At 72.9% G+C, this 25,511-nt stretch carries 27 protein-coding genes and 1 pseudogene; 19 read left to right on the top strand and 9 right to left on the bottom strand.

Annotation, left to right across the window (positions count from 1 at the left end; all coding sequences use genetic code 11):
- The first annotated feature begins 124 nt into the window (after positions 1-124).
- Positions 125-319: a hypothetical protein gene (locus QFZ75_RS13805; protein WP_149514635.1), complete on the top strand. Its 195-nt coding sequence runs from the start codon at positions 125-127 to the stop codon at positions 317-319.
- An 85-nt stretch (positions 320-404) separates the two neighbouring features.
- Here the strand turns inward: QFZ75_RS13805 and QFZ75_RS13800 are convergent, their stop codons facing one another.
- Together QFZ75_RS13800 and QFZ75_RS13795 are read right to left on the bottom strand one after the other, a co-directional pair.
- On the bottom strand, positions 405-614 hold the full coding sequence (locus tag QFZ75_RS13800) for a DUF397 domain-containing protein (RefSeq protein ID WP_307536899.1): 210 nt from the start codon (positions 612-614) through the stop codon (positions 405-407).
- Positions 611-1,486: a helix-turn-helix transcriptional regulator gene (locus tag QFZ75_RS13795; protein WP_307536898.1), complete on the bottom strand. Its 876-nt coding sequence runs from the start codon at positions 1,484-1,486 to the stop codon at positions 611-613. The genes QFZ75_RS13800 and QFZ75_RS13795 overlap by 4 nt, the downstream gene beginning before the upstream one ends.
- A 155-nt stretch (positions 1,487-1,641) precedes the next feature.
- On the opposite strand from QFZ75_RS13795, the gene QFZ75_RS13790 reads away from it, so the two are divergent.
- From QFZ75_RS13790 to QFZ75_RS13765, 6 genes and pseudogenes are all read left to right on the top strand, one after another.
- Positions 1,642-2,193: an ATP-binding protein gene (locus tag QFZ75_RS13790; RefSeq protein ID WP_307536896.1), complete on the top strand. Its 552-nt coding sequence runs from the start codon at positions 1,642-1,644 to the stop codon at positions 2,191-2,193.
- A gap of 140 nt (positions 2,194-2,333) precedes the next feature.
- Entirely contained in the window at positions 2,334-3,269 is a 936-nt protein-coding gene (locus tag QFZ75_RS13785; RefSeq protein ID WP_307536894.1) for a helix-turn-helix domain-containing protein, read from the top strand.
- 43 nt (positions 3,270-3,312) lie between these two features.
- Positions 3,313-3,832 (top strand): annotated as a pseudogene (locus QFZ75_RS13780) (hypothetical protein).
- Between the two features lie 99 nt (positions 3,833-3,931).
- A complete protein-coding gene (gene mshB, locus QFZ75_RS13775) occupies positions 3,932-4,852 on the top strand; it encodes an N-acetyl-1-D-myo-inositol-2-amino-2-deoxy-alpha-D-glucopyranoside deacetylase (protein ID WP_307536893.1) in 921 nt (306 codons plus the stop codon).
- Complete coding sequence (locus tag QFZ75_RS13770; RefSeq protein ID WP_307536892.1) at positions 4,849-5,289, top strand: DUF6113 family protein; 441 nt, start codon at positions 4,849-4,851, stop codon at positions 5,287-5,289. Before mshB ends, QFZ75_RS13770 begins: the two co-directional genes overlap by 4 nt.
- Before the next feature lie 160 nt (positions 5,290-5,449).
- On the top strand, positions 5,450-7,699 hold the full coding sequence (locus QFZ75_RS13765; protein WP_307536891.1) for a hypothetical protein: 2,250 nt from the start codon (positions 5,450-5,452) through the stop codon (positions 7,697-7,699).
- 354 nt (positions 7,700-8,053) lie between these two features.
- Here QFZ75_RS13765 and QFZ75_RS13760 read toward each other — a convergent pair whose 3' ends face one another.
- Positions 8,054-8,905, bottom strand: coding sequence for a transglutaminase-like domain-containing protein (locus QFZ75_RS13760; RefSeq protein ID WP_307536889.1), 852 nt, complete (start codon positions 8,903-8,905; stop codon positions 8,054-8,056).
- Between the two features lie 17 nt (positions 8,906-8,922).
- The gene (locus tag QFZ75_RS13755; RefSeq protein WP_307536887.1) at positions 8,923-10,029 is read right to left on the bottom strand and encodes a GNAT family N-acetyltransferase; all 1,107 of its coding nucleotides are present in this window, start codon (positions 10,027-10,029) and stop codon (positions 8,923-8,925) included.
- 141 nt (positions 10,030-10,170) lie between these two features.
- On the opposite strand from QFZ75_RS13755, the gene fdxA reads away from it, so the two are divergent.
- The gene (fdxA, locus tag QFZ75_RS13750) at positions 10,171-10,491 is read left to right on the top strand and encodes a ferredoxin (RefSeq protein WP_003973842.1); all 321 of its coding nucleotides are present in this window, start codon (positions 10,171-10,173) and stop codon (positions 10,489-10,491) included.
- A gap of 173 nt (positions 10,492-10,664) precedes the next feature.
- On the top strand, positions 10,665-11,765 hold the full coding sequence (locus QFZ75_RS13745; RefSeq protein WP_307536884.1) for a bifunctional succinyldiaminopimelate transaminase/glutamate-prephenate aminotransferase: 1,101 nt from the start codon (positions 10,665-10,667) through the stop codon (positions 11,763-11,765).
- A gap of 139 nt (positions 11,766-11,904) precedes the next feature.
- Here the strand turns inward: QFZ75_RS13745 and QFZ75_RS13740 are convergent, their stop codons facing one another.
- Together QFZ75_RS13740 and QFZ75_RS13735 are read right to left on the bottom strand one after the other, a co-directional pair.
- Positions 11,905-12,342, bottom strand: a complete 438-nt coding sequence (locus tag QFZ75_RS13740; RefSeq protein WP_307536883.1) for an ATP-binding protein — start codon at positions 12,340-12,342, stop codon at positions 11,905-11,907.
- A gap of 364 nt (positions 12,343-12,706) precedes the next feature.
- Positions 12,707-13,714, bottom strand: coding sequence for a heavy metal transporter (locus QFZ75_RS13735; RefSeq protein WP_307536881.1), 1,008 nt, complete (start codon positions 13,712-13,714; stop codon positions 12,707-12,709).
- Positions 13,715-13,841: 127 nt separating this feature from the next.
- Between QFZ75_RS13735 and dapE the strand changes: the two genes are divergently transcribed.
- Positions 13,842-14,921 carry a succinyl-diaminopimelate desuccinylase gene (gene dapE / locus QFZ75_RS13730; protein ID WP_307536879.1) on the top strand — a complete coding sequence of 360 codons (1,080 nt, stop codon included), beginning with the start codon at positions 13,842-13,844 and terminating at the stop codon, positions 14,919-14,921.
- A gap of 87 nt (positions 14,922-15,008) precedes the next feature.
- Positions 15,009-15,767 (top strand): TIGR00730 family Rossman fold protein, encoded by a 759-nt coding sequence (locus QFZ75_RS13725; RefSeq protein ID WP_307536877.1) that lies wholly within the window; start codon positions 15,009-15,011, stop codon positions 15,765-15,767.
- A gap of 114 nt (positions 15,768-15,881) precedes the next feature.
- On the opposite strand, the gene folP is transcribed toward QFZ75_RS13725, so the two are convergent.
- Positions 15,882-16,742, bottom strand: coding sequence for a dihydropteroate synthase (folP, locus tag QFZ75_RS13720; protein ID WP_307536875.1), 861 nt, complete (start codon positions 16,740-16,742; stop codon positions 15,882-15,884).
- Positions 16,743-16,892: 150 nt separating this feature from the next.
- On the opposite strand from folP, the gene QFZ75_RS13715 reads away from it, so the two are divergent.
- Complete coding sequence (locus QFZ75_RS13715) at positions 16,893-17,252, top strand: DivIVA domain-containing protein (protein WP_307544459.1); 360 nt, start codon at positions 16,893-16,895, stop codon at positions 17,250-17,252.
- The gene (locus tag QFZ75_RS13710; RefSeq protein WP_307536874.1) at positions 17,249-17,836 is read left to right on the top strand and encodes a DNA-3-methyladenine glycosylase I; all 588 of its coding nucleotides are present in this window, start codon (positions 17,249-17,251) and stop codon (positions 17,834-17,836) included. Before QFZ75_RS13715 ends, QFZ75_RS13710 begins: the two co-directional genes overlap by 4 nt.
- A gap of 40 nt (positions 17,837-17,876) precedes the next feature.
- Here the strand turns inward: QFZ75_RS13710 and QFZ75_RS13705 are convergent, their stop codons facing one another.
- A complete protein-coding gene (locus QFZ75_RS13705; RefSeq protein ID WP_307536872.1) occupies positions 17,877-18,683 on the bottom strand; it encodes an enoyl-CoA hydratase/isomerase family protein in 807 nt (268 codons plus the stop codon).
- A gap of 361 nt (positions 18,684-19,044) precedes the next feature.
- On the opposite strand from QFZ75_RS13705, the gene QFZ75_RS13700 reads away from it, so the two are divergent.
- Complete coding sequence (locus tag QFZ75_RS13700) at positions 19,045-19,212, top strand: DUF3117 domain-containing protein (RefSeq protein ID WP_003966491.1); 168 nt, start codon at positions 19,045-19,047, stop codon at positions 19,210-19,212.
- Positions 19,213-19,353: 141 nt separating this feature from the next.
- Here QFZ75_RS13700 and QFZ75_RS13695 read toward each other — a convergent pair whose 3' ends face one another.
- Positions 19,354-19,986 (bottom strand): O-methyltransferase, encoded by a 633-nt coding sequence (locus QFZ75_RS13695; protein WP_307544457.1) that lies wholly within the window; start codon positions 19,984-19,986, stop codon positions 19,354-19,356.
- Positions 19,987-20,266: 280 nt separating this feature from the next.
- On the opposite strand from QFZ75_RS13695, the gene sigE reads away from it, so the two are divergent.
- The 5 genes from sigE to QFZ75_RS13670 all read left to right on the top strand — a co-directional run bounded on the left by sigE (position 20,267) and on the right by QFZ75_RS13670 (position 25,384).
- Complete coding sequence (gene sigE / locus QFZ75_RS13690) at positions 20,267-20,965, top strand: RNA polymerase sigma factor SigE (RefSeq protein WP_307544454.1); 699 nt, start codon at positions 20,267-20,269, stop codon at positions 20,963-20,965.
- Positions 20,962-21,951: an anti-sigma factor gene (locus QFZ75_RS13685; RefSeq protein ID WP_307536871.1), complete on the top strand. Its 990-nt coding sequence runs from the start codon at positions 20,962-20,964 to the stop codon at positions 21,949-21,951. The genes sigE and QFZ75_RS13685 overlap by 4 nt, the downstream gene beginning before the upstream one ends.
- Before the next feature lie 139 nt (positions 21,952-22,090).
- Positions 22,091-23,863, top strand: coding sequence for a trypsin-like peptidase domain-containing protein (locus tag QFZ75_RS13680; protein WP_307536868.1), 1,773 nt, complete (start codon positions 22,091-22,093; stop codon positions 23,861-23,863).
- Positions 23,864-24,022: 159 nt separating this feature from the next.
- Positions 24,023-24,472 (top strand): sec-independent translocase, encoded by a 450-nt coding sequence (locus QFZ75_RS13675; protein WP_307536866.1) that lies wholly within the window; start codon positions 24,023-24,025, stop codon positions 24,470-24,472.
- A 255-nt stretch (positions 24,473-24,727) separates the two neighbouring features.
- A complete protein-coding gene (locus tag QFZ75_RS13670; RefSeq protein ID WP_307536864.1) occupies positions 24,728-25,384 on the top strand; it encodes a hypothetical protein in 657 nt (218 codons plus the stop codon).
- The last annotated feature ends 127 nt before the right edge of the window (positions 25,385-25,511 follow it).

Here is a 25,511-nt window from a genome sequence, read left to right as displayed (position 1 = left end):
GTTATGATCACTAGCGCTGCGTGGGTATCAACCTGCTGGCTGCTGTACGGATTTACTGCCCCACCCCCCCATCCCCCCGACCCCCGGCCCCCGTGTCCTTGGGATCCTTTGGAGGTGAGCCGCCGTGGCACTTTCGATTTCGGCGGTGGTGCTGCTGGCGATCATCGTCTTCATCCTGGTCAAGAAGTCAGGACTGAAGGCGCCTCACGCCATCGTCTGCATGCTGCTCGGCTTCTACCTCGCGAGCTCGACGATGGCACCGACGATCAACGAGCTGACCACGAACATCGCCGGCATGATCGGGGACATCAAGTTCTGACCCCGGGTCCGTCCCCCGCCGGACCGTGGGCTCCGAGCCGTGCGCGGCCCCGGAGCCCGCTCCCCGGCCGGCGTCTCCGCCGCGGTCAGCCTTCGGACGCGTACGGCACGAAGGCCGACCAGGTGGCGGGGGAGAAGGCCAGCCGGGGGCCGTCCGCGTCCTTGGAGTCGCGGACGTGGACGGTGCCGGGGGTGGTGGCGAGTTCGACGCAGGAATCGCCTTCGTTGCCATCGCTGTAGCTGCTCTTGAACCACGCCAACTCGTAGGCGTCCCGTGCGGAGGCCTTGCGGATCATGTTTCTCCCAGCAGTTGCTCGATGAAGGCCAGCGACTCCCGCGGCGGGAGAGCCTGCGCCCGGATGGTGCCATACCGCAGTTCAAGGATGCGGAGCTGCCTCGGATCGGAGGTCGGCCGACCGCTGAACGCTCCGTCGGCGCGCCCCACCGTCGTGCCGTCCTCGAACTTCAGCAACTCGATCTTGCCGTCCAGGCCCGGGTGAACCTCGCAGAGCGTCGGCATCACTTGCAGCGTGACGTTGCGCAACCGGCTCACCTCCAGCAGACGTTCGAGCTGCTGCCGCCACACCATTGTGCCTCCGAGGGGTCGTCGGAGCGGGGCCTCTTCCAGCACGAAGCTGAGCGAGGGTGCCGGTTGCCTCTGGAAGATGGACTGCCGAGCGATACGCGCGGCCACCATCCGTTCCACCTCGTCCTCCGAGTACGGAGGCTGCCGTGACTCGAACGCGACCCGCGCATGCGCAGCCGTCTGCAGCAGCCCGCTGATGCTGTGGCACACGTACGTACCGATCTCGACCGCTCTGCCCTCCATCTGGGCCAGGTCCCGAACCTTCTTCGGGTACCGGACCTTCTTGACGTCCTCCTTCATCGCCGAGAGCAGCCCGCCCGCCCCCAGCACCTCGTCCGCCCTGTCCAGATACCCGGGCTGAGGGATCCGCTTGCCGCCCTCGATCTTGTAGACCATGTCCTCGCCGTACCCGACGGCCACCCCGAAGTCGGCGGCCCGCATCCCCACCGCCTCCCGCCGCAGCTTCAGCTGCCGCCCCACGGTCGCGACGACCGCCACACCCCAGTCGTCGTCCGGGTCGACCTCCCAACCCGGTTCGTCCGCCTCGGTCTTGAGCCGACCCTCGCCACCGTCCACGTACATAGCGCGCCTCTCCGCCGGTCCTCCACTGCTCAACGCGCCCTGCCCGCACGGGTGGCTCCGACAGTCTGGACATCACTGGACAAGTCTCAGACAGTCACCGTACGTATCGGCGTCGTCACTGTTCACGGTAGGCAGTTGCGGCCACTCTGAGTGACGTGATCCAAGAAACCGCCACCTCCGAGGCCCGGCCCGCACGCCCCGCCCGCACCTTCAGCGTGCAGCTGTCCCCCACGCCACGCGGAGCCCGTCTCGCCCGTCTGCTCGCCACGGAGCAACTGCGCTCATGGGGCTTCCCGTTGGACCCGGCGCGTCACCTCGTCGCCGAGCTCGCCGCCAACGCGGCCACGCACAGCCGGGTTCCCGGCCGGGACTTCAGGCTCGTGCTCCACGTCGTCGCGTCAACCCTGCGCATCGAGGTGACCGACACCTGCGGCGGGGTCCTGCCCCGCCCGTTGGACCCGGCCCCCGACAGCGAGTCCGGTCGGGGCCTCGTCCTCGTCGTGGCGCTCGCCGACCGGTGGGGCGTCACCCGGGGCCCGCATCCCCGCAGGACGGTCTGGGCGGAGCTGAATCCGGCACCGGAACCCGACCGCACGTGCTCCGGTGACAGGGGCGCTCTTCCCAAAGAACCGGGAGAGGGAAAGGACCCCACCGAACCCCACCCCGCCCTCCCGCCCGCGTCGGCCCGCCCTCACCCGGGCGAGTGAACATAACCAACTCGGCTGGCTTTCCGACCCGTTGCCTGCCCTACGCTCAGCCCCACACAACAGCAGACATACGACGGCCCTCGCCGGGACTGCCATCCCAGTGCGAGGGCCTGACCACCAAGGAAGCAGAACCCTTCCCGATGGATACGCAGAACCCTAGCGCGCCCCCGTATGCCCGGTCCCGGTATGCCGCCGACAAACCCCCGAACCGGCGGCGCCCGCACCCCCGCTCGGGCCACGGCGGTCTCACCCACGACAACGCCCGCCACCCCACCCGCTACACGGTGATCGGCAACCACCTCGCCCAGCACACGGAGCTGTCGGGGCTCGCCATCGGGCTCGCCGTGTACATCCAGTCGCTCCCCGAGGGCGTCCGCGTCGACATCAAGACCCTCACCGCGCGCTTTCCCGAGGGGGCGACCCGTATCGCCGCGGCGCTGCGCGAGCTGGAGACCCACGGCTACCTGCGCCGCGAACGGCACCGCATCCCCGGCGGCCGGATCGTCACCCGCACGATCTCCTGCAACCGGCCCGGCCACCGCGACGGCCCGGTCACCGCCGACCCCGCCTCGCCGGAAGGCCCCGAGAGCCCCGAAGGCCCCGAGCGGCCGGACGCCTCGGAGCAGCCGGAGAAGCGCGCACCCGGCGCACCCCGCAAAGCCCTCCCCGCCGTACCGCGCCCCGCCTACCCCGCTCCGGCCCTCCTCCAGGCCGCCACGGACCTCCTGGCGGGCCTGCGGCGCCACGACCCGGGCCTGCTCCTCTCCGCCTGCGACACCGCCCACCTCGCCCCCGGTGTGGCCGCTTGGCTGGAGCGGGACGTCAGCCCGGCCGCCGTACGGCACGCGCTGACCTCCGACCTCCCTGCCGAGGGGTTGCGGCGGCCCGCCGCCCTGCTGGCCCACCGCCTCGTCGCCCAACTGCCGCCCCCGGCCCCGTTCCGCCCGGCCGCTCCGGTGGCACAGCCCGCCCGCCGGTATCCGCTCCACAACTGCGACGGCTGCGACCGCGCCTTCCGCGGCCCCGAGCCGGGCCACTGCCGCGCCTGCCGCACCACGGCCCCCACGCCCGCCTGAACGCGCGAAGAAACACGCAGAATGAGAAACGTAGAGGAACCGCATGGTCAGCCCGCCCCACGAGGCGATGCACCGCATCTTCCAGGAGTACCCGGAACTGTTCACCGGTGTCTCCCGGGTCCTCGGTCTCGATTTCGCGCCACCCACATCCGTCACGGCCATGCCGACCGACCTCACCGAGGCCAGAGCGGTCGAGCGCCGCCGCTCTGCAGGGCGTGCCCGAAGCCGTCGCAGACCCCATCATCGAATTCACCGCACAGGGCTTGAGCACCAACCGCCGAGCCGTGGAACTCTGGAGGAACCTGGTGGCCGTGGATCTTTCCTTCTACAAGTCGTGGATGTCGGAAGAGATTCGTGACGAGGGACGCGCGGAAGCTCGTGTCCAGACCGCCGCCGAGGACATCCTGCTCGTCCTCGAGACGCGCGGCCTCGACGTGCCCGACGAGGTCCGCGAGCGCGTCACCGGGTGCGACGACCCCGCCCTTCTGCGCCGCTGGCTCACCAGCGCCGTCACCGCTCCGTCCGCCGAAGCGATCTTCGCGGACGCGGGACAGGGCACCTGAAAGCCCGCGGAAGCCGTCGGTGTTCGAATTCGCCGCCCGTGACGGCTGTCGCGGGCGGGCGGGCGGTGGTGGGGCGCGTGTGCCTCGTAGGGTGGGTGCATGACGGAACTGTCCCCCCGGCGTCTGCTCCTGGTGCACGCGCATCCGGACGACGAGACGATCAACAACGGCGCGACCATGGCCCGGTACGCGGCCGCGGGCGTCCAGGTCACCCTCGTGACCTGCACCCGGGGCGAACAGGGCGAGGTCATCCCGCCCGCGCTCGCCCACCTGTCGGGCGAGGAGCTGGGGGAGTACCGCCTGACGGAACTCCGCGGGGCGATGCGCGAGCTGGGCGTGCGTGACGTGCGTCTCCTCGGCGGCGCGGGCCGTTACCAGGACTCCGGGATGATGGGCCTGCCGGACAACGACGATCCCCGCAGCTTCTGGGGGGCGGAGGTCGACGAGGCCGCCGGGCACCTGGTCCGCGTGATCCGTGAGGTGCGCCCCCAGGTGCTCGTCACCTACGACCCGGACGGCGGCTACGGCCACCCGGACCACATCCAGGCCCACCGCGTCGCCATGCGGGCCGCCGACCTGGCCGCGGATCCGGACTTCCGGACCGGTGCCGGCAGCGACGCCGGCCCCGGCGAACCGTGGACGATTGCGAAGATCTACTGGAACCGCGTGCCGCGGTCCGTCGCCGAAGAAGGCTTCGCGCGCCTCAAGGGCGTACTCGGCGAACTGCCGTTCCCCGCCGCCGCCACGGTCGACGACGTGCCCGGCGTGGTGGACGACCCGGTGGTCACCACGGAGATCGACGGCACCGCGCAGGCCGCCGCCAAGGCCGCCGCGATGCGGGCGCACGCCACCCAGATCGAGGTCGCCGAACCGTGGTTCGCCCTCTCCAACCGGCTCGCGCAGCCCCTCTTCCCCGTCGAGTACTACGAGTTGGTGCGCGGCGAACGCACCGGGACGGCACGCGAGACCGATCTGTTCGCGGGAATCGCGACAGCAACCACCGAGGGCGGTGCCCGATGAACGCGGCCGGTCGATCGTACGCGGACCGCTCGAACGCGGGCAGCGTGCTCGCCCAGCCCCTGCGACCGCCCTCGGCCGCCCGGATCGCCGCCCACCTGGGGCTCTTCGTGCTCGGCGGCGTGGTCGCGGTGACCGGCGCGCTGGTCCAGTCGGGCTGGTTCCCGGGCGGGCTGCTGCTCGCGCTGGCCGGGGCGGCGGGGCTGTTCCTCGGCGGAATGCGCGCGACCGGTGGCCGGGCCGGGGCCGTCGTGCCCGCCGCGGGCTGGATGATCGCCGTCGTGCTGCTCACCGCCAGCCGCCCCGAGGGCGACTTCCTCTTCGCCGCGGGGGCCGGTTCCTACCTCTTCCTGCTCGGCGGGATGACGGTCGCTGTGATGTGCGCCACCCTTGGCCGGGGGCGGCAACCGGACGGCGTCGCCGCCCGACTTGGCAAATGACGTACCACTTCGCCACAGTGCGCTGGTGCAAGTCCGGTGTGGGTTTCCCCGACGGCCGCAAAATGCGGGAGACGAGTGGCCAGTATGGTGGTGCGCGCCGCCGAGCCGCCCGAATCGAGGTCGAGTACACGGGCGGTGGAGCCAACCAGGAGAACCTGCCTTGAGTCGTGAAACTGACAGTTCGTCCTCCGGGCCCAACGGGCGCGGCGGAACCGCATACCCGTCGGGGACTCCGCCGTACGGAACGCCGATGGCTTCCGACGCCGCGGCCGACGCGGCTCGTACCGCCGGTGACCGGCCGGAACAGCCCAAGACCGAGACCACGCTGACGACCCGGATCCGCATCAACATCCCCGGATCCAGGCCGATCCCGCCGGTCGTCGTGCGCACGCCCGTCGCGAACGCGGGGTCCGACGCGGGCTCCTCCGACGCCACCGGTGCGCCGCGGCCGGCCGGCCCGGACGCCGGAGCGGGCGCCGGACCCGGCACCGCCGCGGGCGGGCCCGTGGACTCCGACACGGGGTCCCACGCCATGCCCGCCCCCGGTGGCGGAGCCGGCGCCGGTGGTCCTGGCGGCCCCGGTGGCCCCGGGGACAAGACGAGCGACTGGTTCGCGCCACGCAAGGGCGCCGCGCCCAAGGGCGGTCCGGCCGGTGGCAACGCCAACGGCGCGGGACTGGCCGCCGGTTCGGGCGCCCAGGGCCCGGCCACGGGCACCGGTGCGGGAGTCGGCCCCTCCGGGGCGCCCGCCGCACGGCCCGGCGGCGCCGGTACGCCCCAGGGCGCCGGCGGTGCCAGGCCCGGCGGCAACGGCGCGGGGCTGCCCGGGGCGGGCGGCACCGGACCGGTGGCGCCCGGCCACGGCGGCGGCACCGGCTCCTTCGACGTGTCCCGTGCGCTGGCCGCCGGACCGCTCGGCTCCGCACCCGGCGAGTCGCCCTATCCGACGAACCCCCCGGCGGGCGACGGCGGCGGCGAACCGCGACGCGACGGACTCCCGTACTTCTCCGACGGCGGACCGGCCGACGGCGGTACGCCACCGGCGGCGCCCGGGAGCCAGGGCGGTCAGGGCGGCCAGGCGTTCCCCGGAGGGCCCGCAGGCCCGGGCGGCCCCGGTGCCCCCGACCCCTCGGCGTTCCCCGGCGGCAAGGGCGCCCAGAGCGGCTCCGCCTTCCCCGGCGGTCCCGCGGGCGCCGGCCGTCCCGGTGGCGGGATGAGCGACGACACCGCGATCCTCACCCCGCAGATCCCGGCGCCCGAGCCGGGCACGCCGGGCTACGGCGGCGCCGGTGAGAACGTCTCCGGACACACCCTCACCAGCGGCATCCCCGTCGTGCCCCCCGCCCCGAACTCGCCGTTCGGACCGGGCGCGCACACCGACGGGCCCCTTCCGCACCAGCCGCCGAAGCTGCCCGAGCCGGTCTCACCGGCCGCGCCCGCGGCCTCGCGGCCCAAGAAGAAGAAGGGCCGCAACAAGCTGGTGCTGCTGGTCACCGGCGTGGTGGTCCTGGGCGGCATGGCGTACGGCGCCGGACTGCTCATGAACCACTCCGACGTGCCCAAGGGCACCACCGTGCTCGGTGTGGACATCGGCGGCGGCACCCGTGACGAGGCCGTCAAGAAGCTCGACGACGCCTTCAAGGAGCGCGCGGCCAAGCCGCTGCAGCTCTCGGTCGAGGGCGACACCGTCGCGCTCAAGCCGGACCAGGCCGGGCTGCAGCTCGACGGCCAGGCCACCGTGCGGGCCGCCGCGGGCAGCGACTACAACCCTGTCTCGGTGATCGGCTCGCTGTTCGGCAACCAGCGGGTCGTCGCCCCCGTGATGCCCGTCGACGAGGAGAAGCTGGCCGCCGCCCTGGAGCGGGCCGCCGGCGGCTCCGGCTCGGCGAGCGAGGGAACGATCAAGTTCCAGTCGGGCAAGGCCGTCGCCGTCTACGGCAAGGCGGGCAAGGGCATCGACGTCGACCGGTCGGCGGAGGCCGTCGAGACGGCGTACCGCACCCAGGTGGAGACCGGGAGGTCGGCCGCCGTGCGGGTGCCCACCACGGCCCGGAAGCCCGAGGTCAGCAAGGCCGAGGTCGACCGCATGATGAAGGAGTTCGCCGAGCCGGCGATGTCCGGTCTCGTGACGGTCAAGGCGGGCACGGCGGTGGTCCAGTTCAGCCCGGAGAACTCCCTGTGGAAGTTCCTCGGCGTCAAGGCCACCCCCGAGGGCAAGCTGGTCGACTACTACGACCTGGACGCGCTGAAAGAGCTGTACGGCGGCGCGTTCGACGGTGTGCTGATCGCCCGGGGCAACGGCAAGAAGACCGCCGTGACCCCGCAGGACGTGGTCGGCGCACTGCGCCCGGCACTCCTCGGCAAGACGGAGGCGGACCGCGTCGGAGTGATCGACACCGACCCCAGCTAGAACCTGCCGGTCAACCCGGAAAGAGGGCACCCGGCACAGCCCGGGTGCCCTCTTCCCGCACCCCACCGGGGGCGCGGGGCCCACGAGACCGGCCAGGACGCGCCCGCACCCGACCACGCCCCGGTACCGAATCCCACCGGGGGCGCGAGGGCCGCGAGGCCGGCCACGACGCGCCCGCACCCGACCACGCCCCGGTACCGAATCCCACCAGGGGCGCGGGGAACTGCGCGACCAGCCCCCACCGGGCCCGCACCCGACGACGGCGTTTCGGTCCCGGCGGCCCCGGCGGCCACGGCGACCTCGGCGACCCCGGCTGTCCCGGCGACCAGGACAACCGGGGCCGCCGGCAAGGCCTCAGTTGAGCATCGCCCGCGCCGCATGCGCCTGACGCCGCACCCGGTCGGCCGCCGGTTCGTCCACGGCGGCCACGACCTCCGCGTACGCGTCCAGCTCGACGGCTCCCGCGAGGAAGTCCCCGCGCTGGACGAGCAGCTGAGCCCGCTCGTAGCGCAGGCGGGCCGGGTGCGAGGGGAGCAGGAGGGAGAGGTCGACCGCCCACAGGGCGACCTCGGAACGCTCCGGCCGGGCCGCGGCCCAGGCCCGGATGTTGTTGAGGATGCGCAGGACGACGTCGAGCGGATCGGCGGGCGAGAGCATCGACGGGTCGAGCGGCGCGCCGGTGGCACCGGCCACCATCAGCGAGGCGTCCGTGCCGGTCAGCACCCGGCCGCCGTCGAAGGGGTCGACGAGGACCTGCTGCTCGGGCGGGCCGAAGCCGACGACGAAGTGACCGGGCAGGGCGACCCCGTAGACGGGTGCCCCGGCCCTCCTCGCCACCTCCATCCACACCACCGAGAGCAGGATGGGCAGTCCGCGGCGGCGCAGCAGCACCTCGTGGAGCAGCGAGGACTGCAGACGCTGGTAGTCGCCCGGCGTACCGCGGAACCCGAGGGTGCCGCCGAGGTGCTCGGCGAGCGCCGTGGCCCAGGACCGGGGCCCGCCCGGCCGGAACGGGAGCTCCCCGGCCAGCCGGTCCAGCTCGATCTGCGCCGCGTCCAGTCCGGTCTCGGTCAGCGCGTCGTCCGCCTGGGCGCCCACCAGCAGGCACAGGACGGACAGGTCGGGGCGTTCGGCCCGTGCCTCGTCGCCGAACCGCCGCCGCCACTCGGCGCTCTGCTCCGGCCCGGGAGGATGAAGTGGACGCATAGGTGCCTCGTGCCCTTTCACGCCGATCGATACCGGTCCGTGGCGTCGCCACCGAATTCCCCGCGGGGGCCGCCCGCACGGTTCCCCGCGCCCCCTTCGGGGCTCGGGGCCGGGGCAGGCGCCGGGGCGCGGTAGTGGTGGTACGTGTGGTGAGGGGCGAAGCCCATCCGGGCGTACAGGGCCCGGGCGCCCGTGTTCTCCGTCTCCACCTGGAGCCAGGCCGCAGAGGCCCCTTCGTCCAGGGCACGGCGGGCCAGCGCCGTCATGACCGTGGTGGCGAGGCCCCGGCGGCGCAGGGCGGGGTCCACCTCCACCGCGGCGAACCCGGCCCAGCGGCCGTCCACCACACAGCGGCCGATCGCCGCCGGCGTGCCGGGCACGTCGCCCGGCACGGTCGCGAACCACACCGAGGGCCCGCTGCCCAGCACTCGCAGCGCCACCTCGCCGACGCCCTTGCGCTGGTAGCGGCCCAGCCATCCCTCGTCCGCCTCGCGCGACAGCGCGACCGTCCGCCCGGGTCCCGGCGGGTCCGGCAGGTCGGCCACCGGCGCGAGTGCCCCGATCCACAGTTCCGCGGAGACCTCCCGCACCCACCCCCGCGACTCGAGTTCCGCGCACAGCAGTTCCTGCGTCCCCGCCGCGCCCGTCGCGGTCTGCGCGTAGGCGGGCAGCCCGCGGGCCGCGTACCACTCCCGTACGCGCGTCAGTGCCTCGTCCAGGGGCACGCCGGGATCGCCGAGGGGCAGCACCGAGTTGGCGCGCCGGGTGAAGCCGGACGCGGCCCGCAGCTCCCACTCGCCGAGCGGTTCGCGCTCGACCGGCTGCCAGGCCCGTGCGGAGATCCGCGCGAGTTCCCCGTACGAGGCCGCGGGGCCCCGCCGCCGGGCCGGCGCGGCAGGTACCACCTTGCCCGCCACCAGCGACGATTCCGGGATACGGACATTTTCCCCGGACCGGCGTGTGATCAGCAGCACACCGTCGTCCCATGATGTGAGAACACCGACCGTGTCGGTGAACTTCTCACTCTCAGGGGCCCCTATTCGCAGCTGCCGTACCGAGATACGTTTTCCCACGTCAGCGGGGGTGACACGGACCTCGAGGCGGAAGTGTGCAGAGAAATCCACAGCTCAGTCCAACCCTCCTGTTCGGATCATGCCCAAGAACGGAGATACTAGGTGCGGGCATCGACGACGCCGCGCTCCCGCGCGCCAGGTGGCGGAGCCTGAAGACGGCTCGCCAGCGCCCTATCGAGGAGGAACGACAGCGTGACCTACGTCATCGCGCAGCCTTGTGTCGACGTCAAGGACAAGGCGTGCATCGAGGAGTGCCCGGTCGACTGCATCTACGAGGGCCAGCGGTCCTTGTACATCCACCCGGACGAATGCGTCGACTGTGGTGCCTGTGAGCCGGTCTGCCCGGTCGAGGCGATCTTCTACGAGGACGACACTCCCGAGGAGTGGAAGGACTACTACAAGGCGAACGTCGAGTTCTTCGACGAGCTCGGCTCGCCCGGTGGTGCCAGCAAGCTGGGACTCATCGAGCGCGACCACCCCTTCGTCGCAGCGCTCCCGCCGCAGAACCAGTAGGCGGTCCGCGCGCAAGCGGCCCCGCCCGGCGACAGCCGGGGGCGCGCCGCCTCGGTCCCGTACGGCCTCGCCGCTGTACGGGACCGCCGTGTTCGCCGCACGCACGCGGCGCGGGTACGCGCCGCAGGTACGTACGGACGTGCCCGTCCGCGCGAGAAAGTGAGCCAGAACCCGTGTCAGCAGTCTCCGACCGGCTCCCCGCCTTCCCCTGGGACAAGCTGGAGCCCTTCAAGGCGACGGCCGCCGCTCACCCGGGCGGCATCGTCGACCTCTCCGTCGGCACCCCGGTCGACCCGGTGCCCGAGCTGGTCCGAAAGGCCCTGGTCTCGGCGGCCGACTCGCCCGGCTATCCCACGGTGTGGGGGACCCCGGAGCTGCGGGACGCGCTGGTCGGCTGGTGCGAGCGGCGGCTGGGCGCGCGGGACTTCACCCACCGCAACGTCCTGCCGGTGGTCGGCTCCAAGGAACTGGTCGCCTGGCTGCCGACCCAGCTGGGTCTCGGCCCCGGGGACAGGGTCGCCCACCCCCGCCTCGCCTACCCGACGTACGAGGTCGGCGCCCGGCTGGCCCGCGCGGAGCCCGTCGCCTACGACGACCCGACCGAGCTGGACCCCGCCGGTCTGAAGCTGCTGTGGCTCAACTCCCCGTCGAACCCCACGGGCCGGGTGCTGTCCCGGCAGGAGCTCACCCGGATCGTCGCGTGGGCGCGCGAGCACGGTGTCCTCGTGTTCGCCGACGAGTGCTACATCGAGCTGGGCTGGGAGGCCGACCCGGTCTCGGTCCTGGACCCCGAAGTGTGCGGCGGCTCGTACGAGGGGATCGTCGCGGTCCACTCGCTGTCGAAGCGGTCGAACCTCGCGGGCTACCGGGCGGCGTTCCTGGCCGGTGATCCCGCGGTCCTGGGCGACCTGCTCCAGATCCGCAAGCACGGCGGCATGATGACGTCGGCGCCCACGCAGGCCGCCACGGTCGCCGCCCTGTCCGACGACACCCACGTCCAGGAGCAGCGCGAGCGGTACGCGGCCCGCCGCCGGTCCCTGCGCGAGGCCCTCGTCCGGCACGGCTTCCGCATCGAGCACAGCGAGGCGAGCCTCTACCTCTGGGCGACCCGCGACGAGCCCTGCTGGGACACGGTGGCCCATCTGGCCGCCCTGGGCGTCCTGGTGGCCCCGGGCGACTTCTACGGCCCCGCGGGCGACCGGTTCGTCCGCGTGGCCCTGACCGCCACGGACGAAAGGGTCCAGGCGGCGGTGGACCGCCTGAAGGCGGCCTGAGGAAGCGCCCCGGAGGGGCAGCCTTCTCAGGGGCGCGAGGAAAACTGCGCGCCCAGCCTCCCCACAGGCGAAGGGGCCCAGAAAACCTCCCTGGACCCCTTCCCCGTACGGACCGGCCGACCGGCCGGCGGTCCGGCGACTAGCCGAGCGGCAGCCCCTGCAGCGGCAGTCCTTCGGCCGGCAGCCCGCCCTTGGAGACGGAGTCGGTCGGCAGACCGTCCTTCGCGGCGGACCCGGCCGTGTCACCGACCACGTCACCCGTGGTCCCGGCGAGGTCCCCGGCGGTCTTCTGCGCGGCGGGCGTCGCGGTCTTGACGGCCTTGCCGCCGGTCCTGCCCGCGGCGGGGACGGCCTTCTTCACGGCCTTGCCACCGGTGTCGCCGGCCGTCTCGGTGGCGTTCTGGGCAGCACCGTCGACGGTCGTGCCGGCGTTGTCCAGCGCGCTCAGACCACCGAGGTCCGGGGTGGCCGGGAGTTCGGCCGCGCTCGCGGAGCCGGCCGCGCCGACCACGGGCGCCGCCCCCGCCGCGATGAGCAGCGCGACACGGGCGATCCGACGGGTCAGGGGGAGGGACATGGTGCTCCTTTGACGGGAAGAGAACGATGAAGTGTTCCGCCGTGCCCGGCAGTTGACCGGCTGGCTGCCGGACGGCTGTCGATCGACCGGCTGTTGATCGTTCCGGGCTCGGACGCAGTGACTACCGCTCGAAGTCCGCGAAGGTTGCGGTGACCCGACGCAAAGAGTTGGTAATGCGTCGCATTATCGGCTGCGGATAAACCCGGGCAAAGAAGGCGCGGGGGAAAGCCTCCGAGATACCCGCAGCCCTTTGCCCGCAAGGGATCCGGCGCCGAAAGGGCCGAGGCGGCGAAGGCGTGCGGAAAACCCGCGAATGCCGTCGGCGCCGCGGGCCGGGCGTACCCCCGACGGGTGAGCGTCCGTACTACTGCCCGGTGACGATCCGGACGTCGCCGATGGCCTTCGGGGAGCCCGGGTCGTCGGTCCGCCACTCGCCGCGGGCGTTCCCGGCGGTCCACACCCGGCCCGCGTACGACACCCGTTCGAGGCGCAGCGCGGACGAGTTGGCCACAGCCCAGTGCGCGAGGGCCCAGCCGCGCTGCCGCTGCCCGCCCCCGGTGGCCGCGGTCTCCGGGACGGGCACGGTCACCGTGCGGCTGCCCGCGGAGCCGCTCGCCCCGGTGGACGGGGCCGCCGGGGCGGACGTGCCCGGCGGAACGGGCGACGGGGTGGCGGCCACCGGGGCGCCCGCCTCCTGGAAGACCCCGCGCCCGAAGTCCCGTACGAGCGCGGCGCGCACCGCCTCCGGGCCGCCGGGCCGCACGTCCGGGCGGCCCTCGCAGGTGAGCGTGGCGGCGGTCCGCCCGGTCAGCGCCGCCGCGAGGAGCGTCGCGTCCGGCTCGTGCTTCGCGTACGCGTCCGGGAAACCGCTGCGCTGGACGCGCTGCGCGGCGACGGTGAGCGGCAGCTCCGTGTAGTGCGCCACCTTCTCCAGGTGCTCGTAGAACTCGCCCGCCGCGTACGTCGGGTCCATGATCTGCGCCTCGGTGCCCCAGCCCTGCGAGGGCCGCTGCTGGAAGAGGCCGAGCGAATCCCGGTCGCCGTGACGGATGTTGCGCAGGCCGGACTCCTGCAGCGCGGTCGCGAGGGCGATCGTGACGGCCCGCTCGGGCATCCCGCGGTTGGTGCCGGCCGCCGTGATCGTCGCCGCGTTCACCGCCTGCTCCGGCGTGAACTCGTACGACGTGCTGTCGCCCCTGCCCGAGACGACCGTGCATCCGGGCGCTCCCGACCCGCCGGTCAGGTACTGCACGGTGAGGTAGCCCGCGACGCCGAGCAGCACGGCCAGGGCCGCTCCGAAGCGCAGGAGGCGGCCGCGGCGCACGCGGGTGGCGGGTGCGCGAGTGACGGGAGTGGGGGACGGCTCAGGCACGCGTACAAGGTACTGGAGAGTACGTTCGGTGATCCTCAGGCCTGTGGACAGGGATCCGCGGGGCTGTGGACGACCCGGCGCCGCGGACCGGGGAGGGCGGACGGTCCGGCGCGTTAGGGTCGACGCCATGGCCGACACCCCGCTTGACCTCACGCTGGACGCCGCCCGGCTCACCGCGCAGCTCGTCGACTTCCCGTCCGAGAGCGGCACCGAGAAGCCCCTCGCGGACGCCGTCGAGACCGCCCTGCGCGCCCTGCCGCACCTCACGGTCGACCGCTACGGCAACAACGTCGTCGCGCGGACGGATCTGGGCCGGGCCGAGCGCGTGGTCCTGGCCGGGCACATCGACACGGTGCCCATCGCGGACAACGTGCCCTCGCGCCTGGACGAGGACGGCGTGCTCTGGGGCTGCGGCACCTGCGACATGAAGTCGGGCGTCGCGGTGCAGCTGCGGATCGCGGCCACGGTGCCGGCCCCCAACCGCGACCTCACCTTCATCTTCTACGACAACGAGGAGGTCGCCGCCGACCTCAACGGCCTCAAGCACGTGGCCGAGGCCCGTCCCGAGTGGCTGGAGGGCGACTTCGCGGTCCTCCTGGAGCCTTCCGACGGACAGGTCGAGGGCGGCTGCCAGGGGACCCTGCGGGTGCTCTTGAGGACCACGGGGGAGCGGGCGCACTCCGCGCGCAGCTGGATGGGCTCCAACGCCATCCACGCCGCCTCCGCGATCCTCGCCCGCCTCGCCTCCTACGAGCCGCGCTACCCCGTCATCGACGGCCTCGAATACCGCGAGGGCCTGAACGCCGTCGGGATCTCGGGCGGGGTGGCGGGCAACGTCATCCCCGACGAGTGCGTGGTGAGCGTCAACTTCCGGTACGCGCCCGACCGCAGCGAGGAGGAGGCGCTCGCCCACGTCCGCGAGGTCTTCGCCGACTGCGGTGTGGACGAGTTCGTCGTCGACGACCACAGCGGCGCGGCCCTGCCCGGCCTGTCCCACCCGGCCGCGGCCGCCTTCATCGAGGCCGTCGGGGGCACGCCGCAGCCCAAGTACGGCTGGACGGACGTCTCCCGCTTCAGCGCGCTCGGCGTCCCGGCGGTCAACTACGGCCCCGGCAATCCGCACTTGGCGCACAAGCGGGACGAACGGGTCGAAACCGCCAAGATCCTGGCGGGTGAGGAGCGGCTGAGGGCCTGGCTGACGGCCTGATCCACGGCGGACATGCCGGCGTCCCCCCTCCGTCACCTCCGCCGATCTACGCTGAGGTGGAACGATCGCCAAGCGGAGGGAGCGGACATGGCTACCGGCAACCCCGAGGGCAGCAAGCAGCCACCGGAGGAGCAGCAGCTGGGCCCCGTGCTGCGCAGGCGGGGACAGGTGCAGGCGAGCACGACGGACCAGCGTCTGCTGGACGCCGGCGGGCCGTCGGACTGGGTGCACACCGATCCCTGGCGCGTGCTGCGCATCCAGTCGGAATTCATCGAGGGCTTCGGCACGCTGGCCGAACTTCCGGCCGCGATCAGCGTGTTCGGCTCGGCGCGGACCCCGGCGGACTCCCCCGAGTACGAGGCGGGGGTCGCGCTCGGCCGCGGTCTGGTCGAAGCGGGCTTCGCGGTGATCACCGGCGGCGGTCCCGGCGCCATGGAGGCCGCCAACAAGGGCGCCTGCGAGGCGAAGGGCGTCTCCGTCGGCCTCGGCATCGAACTGCCCTTCGAGCAGGGGCTCAACGAGTACGTCGACATCGGACTCAACTTCCGCTACTTCTTCGTGCGCAAGATGATGTTCGTCAAGTACGCGCAGGGGTTCGTGGTCCTGCCCGGCGGTCTCGGCACCCTCGACGAACTCTTCGAGGCCCTCACGCTCGTACAGACCCAGAAGGTGACGCGCTTCCCGATCGTGCTCTTCGGCACGGAGTACTGGGGCGGGCTGGTGGACTGGCTCAAGAACACCCTGATCGCCCAGGGCAAGGCCTCGGAGAAGGACCTGCTCCTGTTCCACCTCACGGACGACGTGGACGAGGCGGTGGCACTGGTGTCGAAGGAGGCGGGGAGGTAGCGGGATCCAGCCCGTCCGGCGCTTGAGGACGAGCGCGCCGGCGCGCCGGCGCGACAGGGGGTCCGGGGGCGCGGCCCCCAGGGTCGGGAAGGGGCGGCGGGGGCGGAGAAAGGCTCAGGCCAGCCCCCGCCGGGCGACCGCCGGCGCCCGGTGCCCCGCGATGGACGCCACCATGTCCAGCACCTGCCGCGTCTCGGCGACCTCGTGCACCCGGTACACCTGCGCCCCCAGCCACGCGGACACCGCGGTGGTGGCCAGCGTCCCCACCACCCGCTCCTTGACCGGCCGGTCCAGCGTCTCGCCCACGAAGTCCTTGTTGGACAACGACACCAGCACGGGCCACCCGGTCGACACCATCTCCCCGAGCCGCCGCGTGGCCTCCAGACCGTGCCGCGTGTTCTTGCCGAAGTCGTGGCCGGGATCGATGAGCACGGACTCCCGGGCCACGCCCAGCGACACGGCCCGCTCGGCCAGCCCCAGCGTCACCCGCAGGATGTCGGCCATGACGTCGTCGTAGGCGACGCGGTGCGGACGCGTACGCGGCTGCGCGCCACCCGCGTGCGTGCACACGATCCCCGCCCCGTACCGCCCGGCGACCTCGGCGAGCCGCGGATCGACCCCGCCCCACGCGTCGTTGAGCAGGTCGGCGCCGGCCTCGCACACGGCCTCGCCCACCTCGTGCCGCCAGGTGTCGACGCTGATGACCACGTCGGGGAAGCGCCGCCGCACCTCGGCGACGAAGCCGACGGTCCGCCGCGCCTCCTCCTCGGCGGACACCTCCTCGCCCGGCCCGGCCTTGACCCCGCCGATGTCGATGATCGCGGCGCCCTCGGACACCGCCTGCTCCACGCGCGCGAGCGCGGGCTCGTCGCGGAAGGTGGCCCCCTGGTCGTAGAAGGAGTCCGGGGTCCGGTTCACGATCGCCATGATCACCGGCTCGTGCGCGTCGAACTCGCGCCTGCCCAGCCTGAGCATCCGCTGTGACCTCTCCCAGTAGTCCGGCGGCGGATGCCGTCGTTCCGCCGCCTGCGACCCTAACCGCCGACGCCGCATGGCACGATCGGGGCCTGACACTTTCCGTGCCGGCGCGCCCCGCGCCGGCATCAGAGCGTGGGGACCTCACAGATGTTCATGTTCCTGTTCCTGGTCGTCGCCCTCGTCGTCGTGGTCGGCGCGGTGACCCTCGCCGTGCTCGGCGGAGGCGGTGACGGCAACGGCGGCGCCCTCCCCGAGGTGGCTCCGGAGCGGCTGCGGGACCCCCTTCCCCCGGACCGCCCGGTGCACCGCGGCGACGTGGAGGCACTGCGCTTCCCGCTGACCCTGCGCGGCTACCGCATGGCGGACGTGGACGACGCCCTGAGCCGCGTCGGCGCCGAACTGGCCGAGCGGGACGCCCGTATCGCCGACCTGGAGGCCGCGCTGGCCGGAGCCCGCCCGACCGCGGTCACCTCGCTGCGCAAGCCGGTGGAGGACGACCACCGGTGAGTGACGTCCTGAAGGGCGCCGACGGGGCCCTGCGCTGCCCCTGGGGGCTGTCCACCGAGGACTACGTGGCGTACCACGACGAGGAGTGGGGCCGCCCGGTCCACGGCGACGACGCGCTGTACGAGCGGCTGTGCCTGGAGGCGTTCCAGTCGGGCCTGTCCTGGATCACGATCCTGCGCCGCCGCGAGGGGTTCCGTACCGCCTTCGCCGGCTTCAGGATCGCCGAGGTCGCGGCGTTCACGGACGCCGACGAGGAGCGCCTCCTCGCCGACCCGGGCATCATCCGCAACCGCGCCAAGATCGAGGCGACGGTCGCCAACGCGCGCGTGCTGGCGGACTGGTCCCCGGGCGAGCTCGACGGCCTGATCTGGTCGTACGCGCCGGACGCGGCGACGCGCCCGGTCCCGAAGACCCTCGCCGACGTCCCGGCGGTCACCGACGAGTCGACCGCCCTCTCCAAGGCCCTCAAGAAACGGGGCATCCGCTTCGTCGGCCCCACCACGGCCTACGCCCTGATGCAGGCGTGCGGCCTGGTCGACGACCACCTGGCGGACTGCGTGTCCCGCAAGGGCGGCGCCCCGTAGGGCGCCTTCGCGGGGGCGCGGGGAAGCGGGCGCCCAGCCCTCACCGCCCGACGAACTTCGGCTTCTCCTTGTTGACGAACGCCTGCACGGCGATCACGTGGTCCTCCGAGGACCCGGCCCGCGTCTGCAGTTCGTCCTCCTTCTCCAGCGTCTCCTCCAGGGAGTGGGAGATCCCGAAGGCGAGGGACTCCTTGAGCGCGGCGTACGCCAGCGTCGGACCCGCGGCCAGCGCACGGGCCAGCTTCAGCCCCTCCGCGGCCAGCTCGGCGGACGGCACGACCCGGTTGGCGATCCCCAGCTCGTACGCGTCCTGCGCGCTGATGCTGCGCGGGAAGAGCAGCAGGTCGGCGGCGCGGGAGGGCCCGACGACCCGGGGCAGCGTCCAGGAGATCCCGGAGTCGGCGGTCAGCGCGACCCCGGCGAACGACGTGTTGAAGGAGGCGGTGTCGGCGACGATGCGGTAGTCCGCGGCGAGCGCGAACCCGAAGCCCGCGCCGGCCGCGACGCCGTTGACGGCGGCCACCACCGGCTTCGCGGCCCCGGTCAGCGCCCGCACGATCGGGTTGTAGTGCTCCTGGACCGTGCTCATCACACCCTCGCCGGAGCCCGACTCCCGCGTGGCCAGCAGACTGCCGACGTGCTCCTTGAGGTCCTGGCCCACGCAGAACGCCCGGTCGCCGGCCGCGGTCAGCAGCACGGCCCGTACGGAGTCGTCCGCCGCGGCCGCCTGCGCCGCGTCCCGCAGGGCGACCTTCGTCACGTCGTTCATCGCGTTCATCGCCTCGGGGCGGTTCAGCGTGATGGTCGCGAGTCCGTCGTCCACCTCGTAGAGCACGGTGTCGGCCATGAATGGTCCCCTCCGGTGTCGCGGCTCGTCGTACCCGTCGGTACGTACTGCTTCAGAGGACAGCATGACGGAGATCACGGGGGGCGGCGGGGTCCGTTCATGTGACCTGCGTCAAAGAATTCCGCTGTCCGAAAGTCCATGCGGTGGCGCAGTATCGCAGTCGCACCACCGAATTGAGTGGTTTTGCTCGAGCGCGTTGCGCAAGCGATGCCGACTGATGTTGGTCATCGGGTCCTGAGATGCGGGATAATGGCCTGGAAGCAATGTGTTCGATGCCGGTGACGCGTGTCCGACGGAGGATACGTGCCCTTCTATGGGGGCCGTCGGCGACGATGAGCTGGTTTCAGGAAGGGGAACGAGCATGGCGGCCATGAAGCCGCGAACGGGCGATGGCCCGCTCGAGGTGACCAAGGAGGGGCGGGGCATCGTCATGCGCGTTCCGCTCGAAGGCGGCGGTCGGCTCGTCGTCGAGCTGACCCCCGACGAGGCCGACGCGCTCGGCGACGCTCTCAAGAAGGTCGTCGGCTGACGCGGAACGCGACCATACCCTTCCACTGCCCCGGCATCCACGCGATGCCGGGGCAGTGGTGCGTCCGGGGTGCGCCACCGCGTCCGTGCAGGTCGGAGCGGTTGCCGACGCCGTCCGTGCCGTCCGGTGCCGTGGACCGGCTCAGCGCTTCACGGCGCACAGCAGGCCGTCGCCGACCGGCAGCAGCGAGGGGATCAGCTCCTGGCTCTCGCGGATCGCGCGCAGCAGCTCGCGCAGCCGCAGCACCTCCGTGGGCTGCGGGCCCGACTCCACCGTCCGCCCGTTCGCGAACACGCCCTCGAAGACGACGAGGCCGCCCGACCGCAGCAGGCGCAACGATTCAGCGAGGTAGTCGAGGCACTCGAGCCGGTCGCCGTCGCAGAAGACGAGGTCGTACCCCGCGTCCGCGAGCCGGGGCAGCACGTCCAGCGCGCGGCCCGGGATGAAGCGCGCCCGGTTGCTGGCGAAGCCGGACGCGCGGAAGGCCTGGCGGGCGAACTGCTGGTGCTCCGGCTCCGGGTCGACGGTCGTCAGTACGCCGTCCGGCCGCATCCCGTGCAGCAGATGAATTCCGGAGACTCCGGTTCCGGTACCGATCTCCGCGACCGCCTTGGCGTCCACGGTGGCGGCGAGCAGGCGCAGCGCGGCGCCCGTGCCGGGCGACACCGAGCGCAGTCCTGCTTCCCGGGCCCGGTCCCGGGCCCAGTGCAGCACCTCGTCCTCGGAGACAAAGGCGTCGGCGAACGCCCAGCTCGTCAGCCGGTTGCCGGTAATGGCCCTCTCCTGTCCCCGTGGTTGCCTGGGCGTGACTGTATCCGTTGCCGCCGGGAACCCGCAGATGGGACCGGACGTTTGGAGAGGGTGGGGAACTACACGGGGGTGACGGATGGATCTGGACGGCGAGCAAGTGCTGACGCAGCCCTATGAGCGCGTATCAATTTCTCGTAAAACCGCTTATCCGGAGCTAACGGGCGAGGTGGCTATGGTAGGTGCTCCACTGGACACCACCAGAGCCGACAGGGGAGGTGCGGCTGAACCTGTGGATCGAGGAGGGGTGCTCCGGCGCCTGCTCAGGTCGGCGGGGGAGCCGAAATCCGTGAACAACACTGCTGACCGATCCCGCACTGATTCCGCTCAGACCGCGACCTTCACGTCCGACGCGGACTCGCAGGCGTGGACTCCGCCCACCTGGGAGGAGATCGTCAGCACGCACAGCGGCCGGGTGTACCGGCTCGCCTACCGCCTGACGGGCAACCAGCACGACGCCGAGGACCTGACGCAGGAAGTCTTCGTCCGGGTCTTCCGCTCTTTGTCGACCTACACGCCCGGCACCTTCGAGGGCTGGCTCCACCGCATCACCACCAACCTCTTCCTGGACATGGTCCGCCGCAAGCAGCGCATCCGCTTCGACGCCCTCGGCGACGACGCGGCCGAGCGCCTGCCCAGCCGCGAGCCCTCCCCGCAGCAGGTCTTCAACGACACGCACTTCGACGCGGACGTCCAGCAGGCCCTCGACACGCTGGCGCCGGAGTTCCGCGCCGCGGTCGTCCTGTGCGACATCGAGGGCCTTTCGTACGAGGAGATCGCCGCGACCCTGGGCGTCAAGCTCGGCACGGTCCGCAGCCGCATCCACCGCGGCCGCTCCCAGCTCCGCAAGGCGCTCGCCCACCGTTCCCCCGAGGCCCGTGCCGGGCGCCGCGGTTTCGCGGTCTCCGGTGTGCCCGCTCTGGGAGGAGGGGGCGCGAGCGCGTGACTGGATCACGGCTGAATCCCGCCGACGGCCCCCTCGCCGAGCAGCACCTCGGAGACCGGCTGTCCGCCCTGGTGGACGGCGAGCTCGGCCACGAGGCGCGCGAGCGCGTCCTGGCCCACCTCGCCACGTGCACGAAGTGCAAGGCCGAGGCCGACGAACAGCGACGACTGAAGAACGTGTTCGCGGAGGTCGCCCCGCCGCCCCCTTCGGAGAGCTTCCTGGCCAGACTCCAGGGGTTGCCGGGAGGTGACCCGGACAGCGACAGCCCGCGACTGGGCCGGGGATCGTTCGGAACCTCCGGAGTCTTCGACATGAAGCCGGACTCCTTCGGTTACGTGCCCTCCGGCCCCCACACGGCCGTGCTGCCCGCGGAGCAGCCCGGGTTCCGCATCCATGACATGAACCGGCGCGAGGCCGAGCGGTCGGCCTCCCGGGGCCTGCGCTTCGCGGCCGCCGCGGCCGGTGCCGTCTCGCTCGCCGCGATCGCGCTCGGCGGGGTGTCGACCGGTGTGCCCGCCGACACCACGGACGCACGCGGCGGATCGGGCTCCGGAAGCAACGTGATCCCGGTGCGCACGACGGGCACGAACGGCACGACGGGCTCCGACGCCCAGCGCCGCCGGTCCGTGGCCCCGCTGCTCGCGCAGGGCCAGCGGTCCTTCACCAGGGAGGGCGGCGCGCAGACCGAGCTGTCCGCGCCGCTGCTGCCCGGTGTCCCGGCGTCCGGTGTTCCGGCGTCCGGTACACCCGTGACGGCCGAGCAGGGCACGGGCCCGCTGCACGCGCTGACTGCGCCCGTGATGGTGGGGGCCGCCGCGATGTCCCCGCTGATACGTCCGTTCGCCCCGGCCCCGCCGGTCACGCTGAGCACCTGGCCGTCGGGACCGGAGCTCGAGGCGTCCGTCCTGTCGGCCGTGCCGTCGGTGGGCCCCTCCGCCGGTCCGTCCGCCTCACCCCCGCCTTCCACCTCTTCCTCCCCGGGCTGAACCGGCCCTCTGCGCGGCGGCCCGCGAACCTGGTTGAATCCAGGGATGGGCCGCGCCCGCCGCAGGGATCCGGGCGCGGAGGTCGACGGACCGCGGCGACCGCCGACGTGTCGTGCCGCGGGTCAGGTGTGGGGAGAGCATGGACGAGGGGAAGCCCACGAAGCCGAAGTGGTGGAGCCGGCCACGGACCCATGTGCCGGATCCCGCTCCGGCGGACACGGTTTCCGCGGGGGACGGCGACTTCGAGCTGGAGAAGCCCGCCGGTGCCGGTGCCCGGCAGGCGCCGGACGGGGTGGCCGACGGGGTGAGCGCGCCCGCTCCCGGTGAGCGGCCCAGGCCCCTGCACGACCCGGATCCCTACAGCACCCCGCCGTACGGCGGGCCCGGTCCCTGGGCGCCCGCGCCACCGGTCCGGCACCCCGGCACACCCGCGCACGGGACGGCGACCGGCGACGCCCGGCCCGGACCCGCCCCCGGCGCGGGCGGACCGACCACGACGGCCTTGCCGCCGCCCCCGCGCGTGTCCGGGGCGCAGGGCGCCCCCGGCGCGGAGCTGCCCGCCGGGTACCGGGCCGCGGGAGTCCTCGACGGGGTTCCGCAGCAGGGTGCCCCCGCGTCGGTGACGCATGCCTTCGCGCGGCAGCCCGCCGAGGGGCACGAACCGGTACCGTCCGGTGCGGTATCGCCCGCCCCCGTGGCCGACGGCGCCCCCGCCCGCGCCCCCTGGCAGAACTACGACCCCTGGGCCGCCGCCCCCTTCCGGCACCACGGGGTCGCCGTCGGGTCGCCGGGCGGCCGCCGGGGGCGTACCGGGCGCGCCCTGGTCCTCGGCGCCGTCCTGCTCGCGCTCGCGTCCGGGGGCGTGGGCGGGGCCGTGGGGGCCTATCTGGAGCGCAACGGGGGCATCGACGACGTCCGGCTCCCGCAGGCCGGCGCGGAGCCCCGGGGACGGGCGCCGGACAGCGTGGCCGGTATCGCGGCCAGCGCGCTGCCGAGCGTGGTCACCCTGCACGTGAGCGGCTCCGGGTCGCAGGGCACCGGCACGGGCTTCGTGCTCGACCGGCGCGGCCACATCCTCACCAACAACCACGTCGTCGACCCGGCGGACGGCGGCGGTGGGATAACGGTGACCTTCAGCGGCGGCGAGACCGCCAAGGCCGAGGTGGTGGGCCACGACAGCGGCTACGACCTCGCCGTGGTCAAGGTCACCGGCGTCAGCGGCCTCAGGCCCCTCTCGCTCGGCAACTCCGACAACGTCCAGGTCGGTGACCCCGTCGTCGCCATCGGGGCGCCCTTCGACCTGGAGAACACCGTCACCGCGGGCATCATCAGCGCCAAGGAGCGCCCCATCACGGCGGGCGGCGAGGAGAGCGACGGCAGCGACATCTCGTACGTGGACGCGCTGCAGACGGACGCGCCGATAAACCCCGGCAACTCCGGCGGCCCCCTGGTCGATTCCAGGGCCCGGGTCATCGGCATCAACAGCGCCATCCGCTCCGCCGACAGCGGTTCCGACCTGGAGGGCGGCCAGTCCGGCTCGATCGGCCTGGGCTTCGCCATCCCCATCAACCAGGGCAAGCGCGTCGCCGAGGAGCTCATCAACACCGGCAGGGCGACCCACCCGGTGATCGGGGTGACGCTCGACATGGAGTACGGCGGCGACGGCGCCCGGGTCGGCACCGAGGACGACGACGGCGGTCCGCCGGTCAGCCGGGGCGGCCCCGGCGCCGAGGCGGGCATCAGGGCCGGCGACGTCATCACCGAGGTCGACGGGCAGCGCGTGCGCTCCGGCGAGGAACTCATCGTCAAGACGCGCTCGCACCGGCCCGGCGACCGGCTGGAGCTGACCCTGGAGCGCGACGGCAAGGAGGAGAGGGTCACCCTCGTCCTGGGCTCCGCGGACGGCGGCTGAGCCGGTTCCGCAAGGCAGACATCCCGGAGAACCCCACGTGTACACGCGGTCGGGGGACCCCGGACAGTACCGGTCGGACGGGATCGCCGGGTACCGTGGACCCGGCCCGGACCACGGAGCGACCCGCCGAGCACCGAGGACATCGCAAGGAGCTGCAAGGTGTTCAATGACATAGGACCCCTCGAGCTGGTGACGATCATCGTCCTTGCCGTACTCGTCTTCGGTCCGGAGAAGCTCCCGAAGATGATCCAGGACGTCACGCGCACGATCCGCAAGATCCGTGACTTCTCGGAGAGCGCCAAGGCGGACATCCGCGAGGAGCTGGGACCGGAGTTCAAGGACTTCGAGTTCGAGGACCTCAACCCCAAGACGTTCATCCGCAAGCAGCTGGACAACGACGAGCTGGGGCTCAAGGAGATCCGTAACGGCTTCGACCTGAAGAAGGAGATGGCCGAGGTCACGGACGCCGTGCACGGCCGGGACGCCGAGACCTCCTCGTCCTCCTCGTCCTCGTCGGCGGGTTCCGCCGGCGGCACCGTCGACATGACGAAGAAGCGCGAGAAGCTCGCACCGGACGAGCGCCCGCCCTTCGACGCGGACGCGACCTGAGCCGACCCGGGCGGCGCGCCCGCCGCCCGGAACGCGCCTCGATTTCAGTCGAACGCCGCCCGTCACCCCGTACGCCGCTTGGGTTCCGCGCGTTCGGGATGTGCCGGATCCGGCGCGTATGTGCGCCATGTGCCGACCGGTTTCCCGGCCCGCCGCGCGGCTGTGGCTATCCTGCCTAGTTGTTGTGCGGACCGGAAGGACGCCCGAAGGGGGGCGGGCCGCCCGGTCCGACGAGAGCGAGGAGGCGTCCGGGCAATGGAGACGACAAGTCGGGTGGGCGCGCAGGCGCCGGCTGCGGAGGGTGGACAACAGCTCCCCTCCGCCCGGCGTACGGTCGACGGCTACCTGCTGGCGCCCTTCCCGTGGTACGGCCTCGACGAGGCCTTCACGGGGCCGCGCTGGCTGATGCAGGTCGGTGCCTCGGCCGACGGAACCGTCGAGCACGGCTCGGTCGGACACGGTGACGAGCCGTCGGTGCGGGCCGAGTCCACCGAGGACAAGGAGCGGTTCGCGGTCGTGGTCACCGTCGCGGCGAACCCGGTGCGGCGCAGCGCCGACGGTACGGGGCTGCTGGAGGCCACCTCGGTGTCCTCCGCGGCGTGGCTCGCCGGGGTGGGACTGCTGTCCTTCACCTGGCCCGGGCAGATGGACCACACCCTGCGCGACGACTGGCTCGACCAGCAGACCGAGACGGCGTGGGTCCTCGCGGACGACCTGACGGGGTCGGACTGGTCGCAGCTGTCCCTCCCCGTGGACGGGGTGCCGACGCCGTTCCACTACAGGGAGTCCGAGTTCGGGTGGGTGCTCGCGGGCTCCACGCAGGAAGGGGTCCACGTGGGGGCGTACGGGCGGGGGATGAGCGCGTACGGGCTGGCCTTCGCCATGATCAAGGACATCAGCACGTACGCCTAGGCGGCGGGCCGGGCGAAGGGGGCGCCGTCTTCCCGACGGCGCCCCCTTCGCCGTGCGACCTCCGGCCGCCACGCGCCCGCACAGGCTCACCTGCCCCGGCCGCGGTCGCCCCGGCAGGGCCCCGGCA

The sequence above is a fragment of the Streptomyces sp. V3I8 genome (genome assembly GCF_030817535.1).
Classification (GTDB): Bacteria; Actinomycetota; Actinomycetes; order Streptomycetales; family Streptomycetaceae; genus Streptomyces.
Note: the sequence above shows the minus strand (reverse complement) of the source record. Positions and strands in the feature narration are given on the sequence as shown.

Coding starts and splice junctions, on each gene's coding strand:
- QFZ75_RS13800 (WP_307536899.1), bottom strand. CDS start 614: ATGATCCGCAAGGCCTCCGCACGGGACGCCTACGAGTTGGCGTGGTTC.
- QFZ75_RS13795 (WP_307536898.1), bottom strand. CDS start 1,486: ATGTACGTGGACGGTGGCGAGGGTCGGCTCAAGACCGAGGCGGACGAA.
- QFZ75_RS13785 (WP_307536894.1), top strand. CDS start 2,334: ATGGATACGCAGAACCCTAGCGCGCCCCCGTATGCCCGGTCCCGGTAT.
- mshB (WP_307536893.1), top strand. CDS start 3,932: ATGACGGAACTGTCCCCCCGGCGTCTGCTCCTGGTGCACGCGCATCCG.
- QFZ75_RS13770 (WP_307536892.1), top strand. CDS start 4,849: ATGAACGCGGCCGGTCGATCGTACGCGGACCGCTCGAACGCGGGCAGC.
- QFZ75_RS13760 (WP_307536889.1), bottom strand. CDS start 8,905: ATGCGTCCACTTCATCCTCCCGGGCCGGAGCAGAGCGCCGAGTGGCGG.
- QFZ75_RS13740 (WP_307536883.1), bottom strand. CDS start 12,342: ATGTCCCTCCCCCTGACCCGTCGGATCGCCCGTGTCGCGCTGCTCATC.
- dapE (WP_307536879.1), top strand. CDS start 13,842: ATGGCCGACACCCCGCTTGACCTCACGCTGGACGCCGCCCGGCTCACC.
- QFZ75_RS13725 (WP_307536877.1), top strand. CDS start 15,009: ATGGCTACCGGCAACCCCGAGGGCAGCAAGCAGCCACCGGAGGAGCAG.
- folP (WP_307536875.1), bottom strand. CDS start 16,742: ATGCTCAGGCTGGGCAGGCGCGAGTTCGACGCGCACGAGCCGGTGATC.
- QFZ75_RS13715 (WP_307544459.1), top strand. CDS start 16,893: ATGTTCATGTTCCTGTTCCTGGTCGTCGCCCTCGTCGTCGTGGTCGGC.
- QFZ75_RS13705 (WP_307536872.1), bottom strand. CDS start 18,683: ATGGCCGACACCGTGCTCTACGAGGTGGACGACGGACTCGCGACCATC.
- QFZ75_RS13700 (WP_003966491.1), top strand. CDS start 19,045: ATGGCGGCCATGAAGCCGCGAACGGGCGATGGCCCGCTCGAGGTGACC.
- QFZ75_RS13680 (WP_307536868.1), top strand. CDS start 22,091: ATGGACGAGGGGAAGCCCACGAAGCCGAAGTGGTGGAGCCGGCCACGG.
- QFZ75_RS13670 (WP_307536864.1), top strand. CDS start 24,728: ATGGAGACGACAAGTCGGGTGGGCGCGCAGGCGCCGGCTGCGGAGGGT.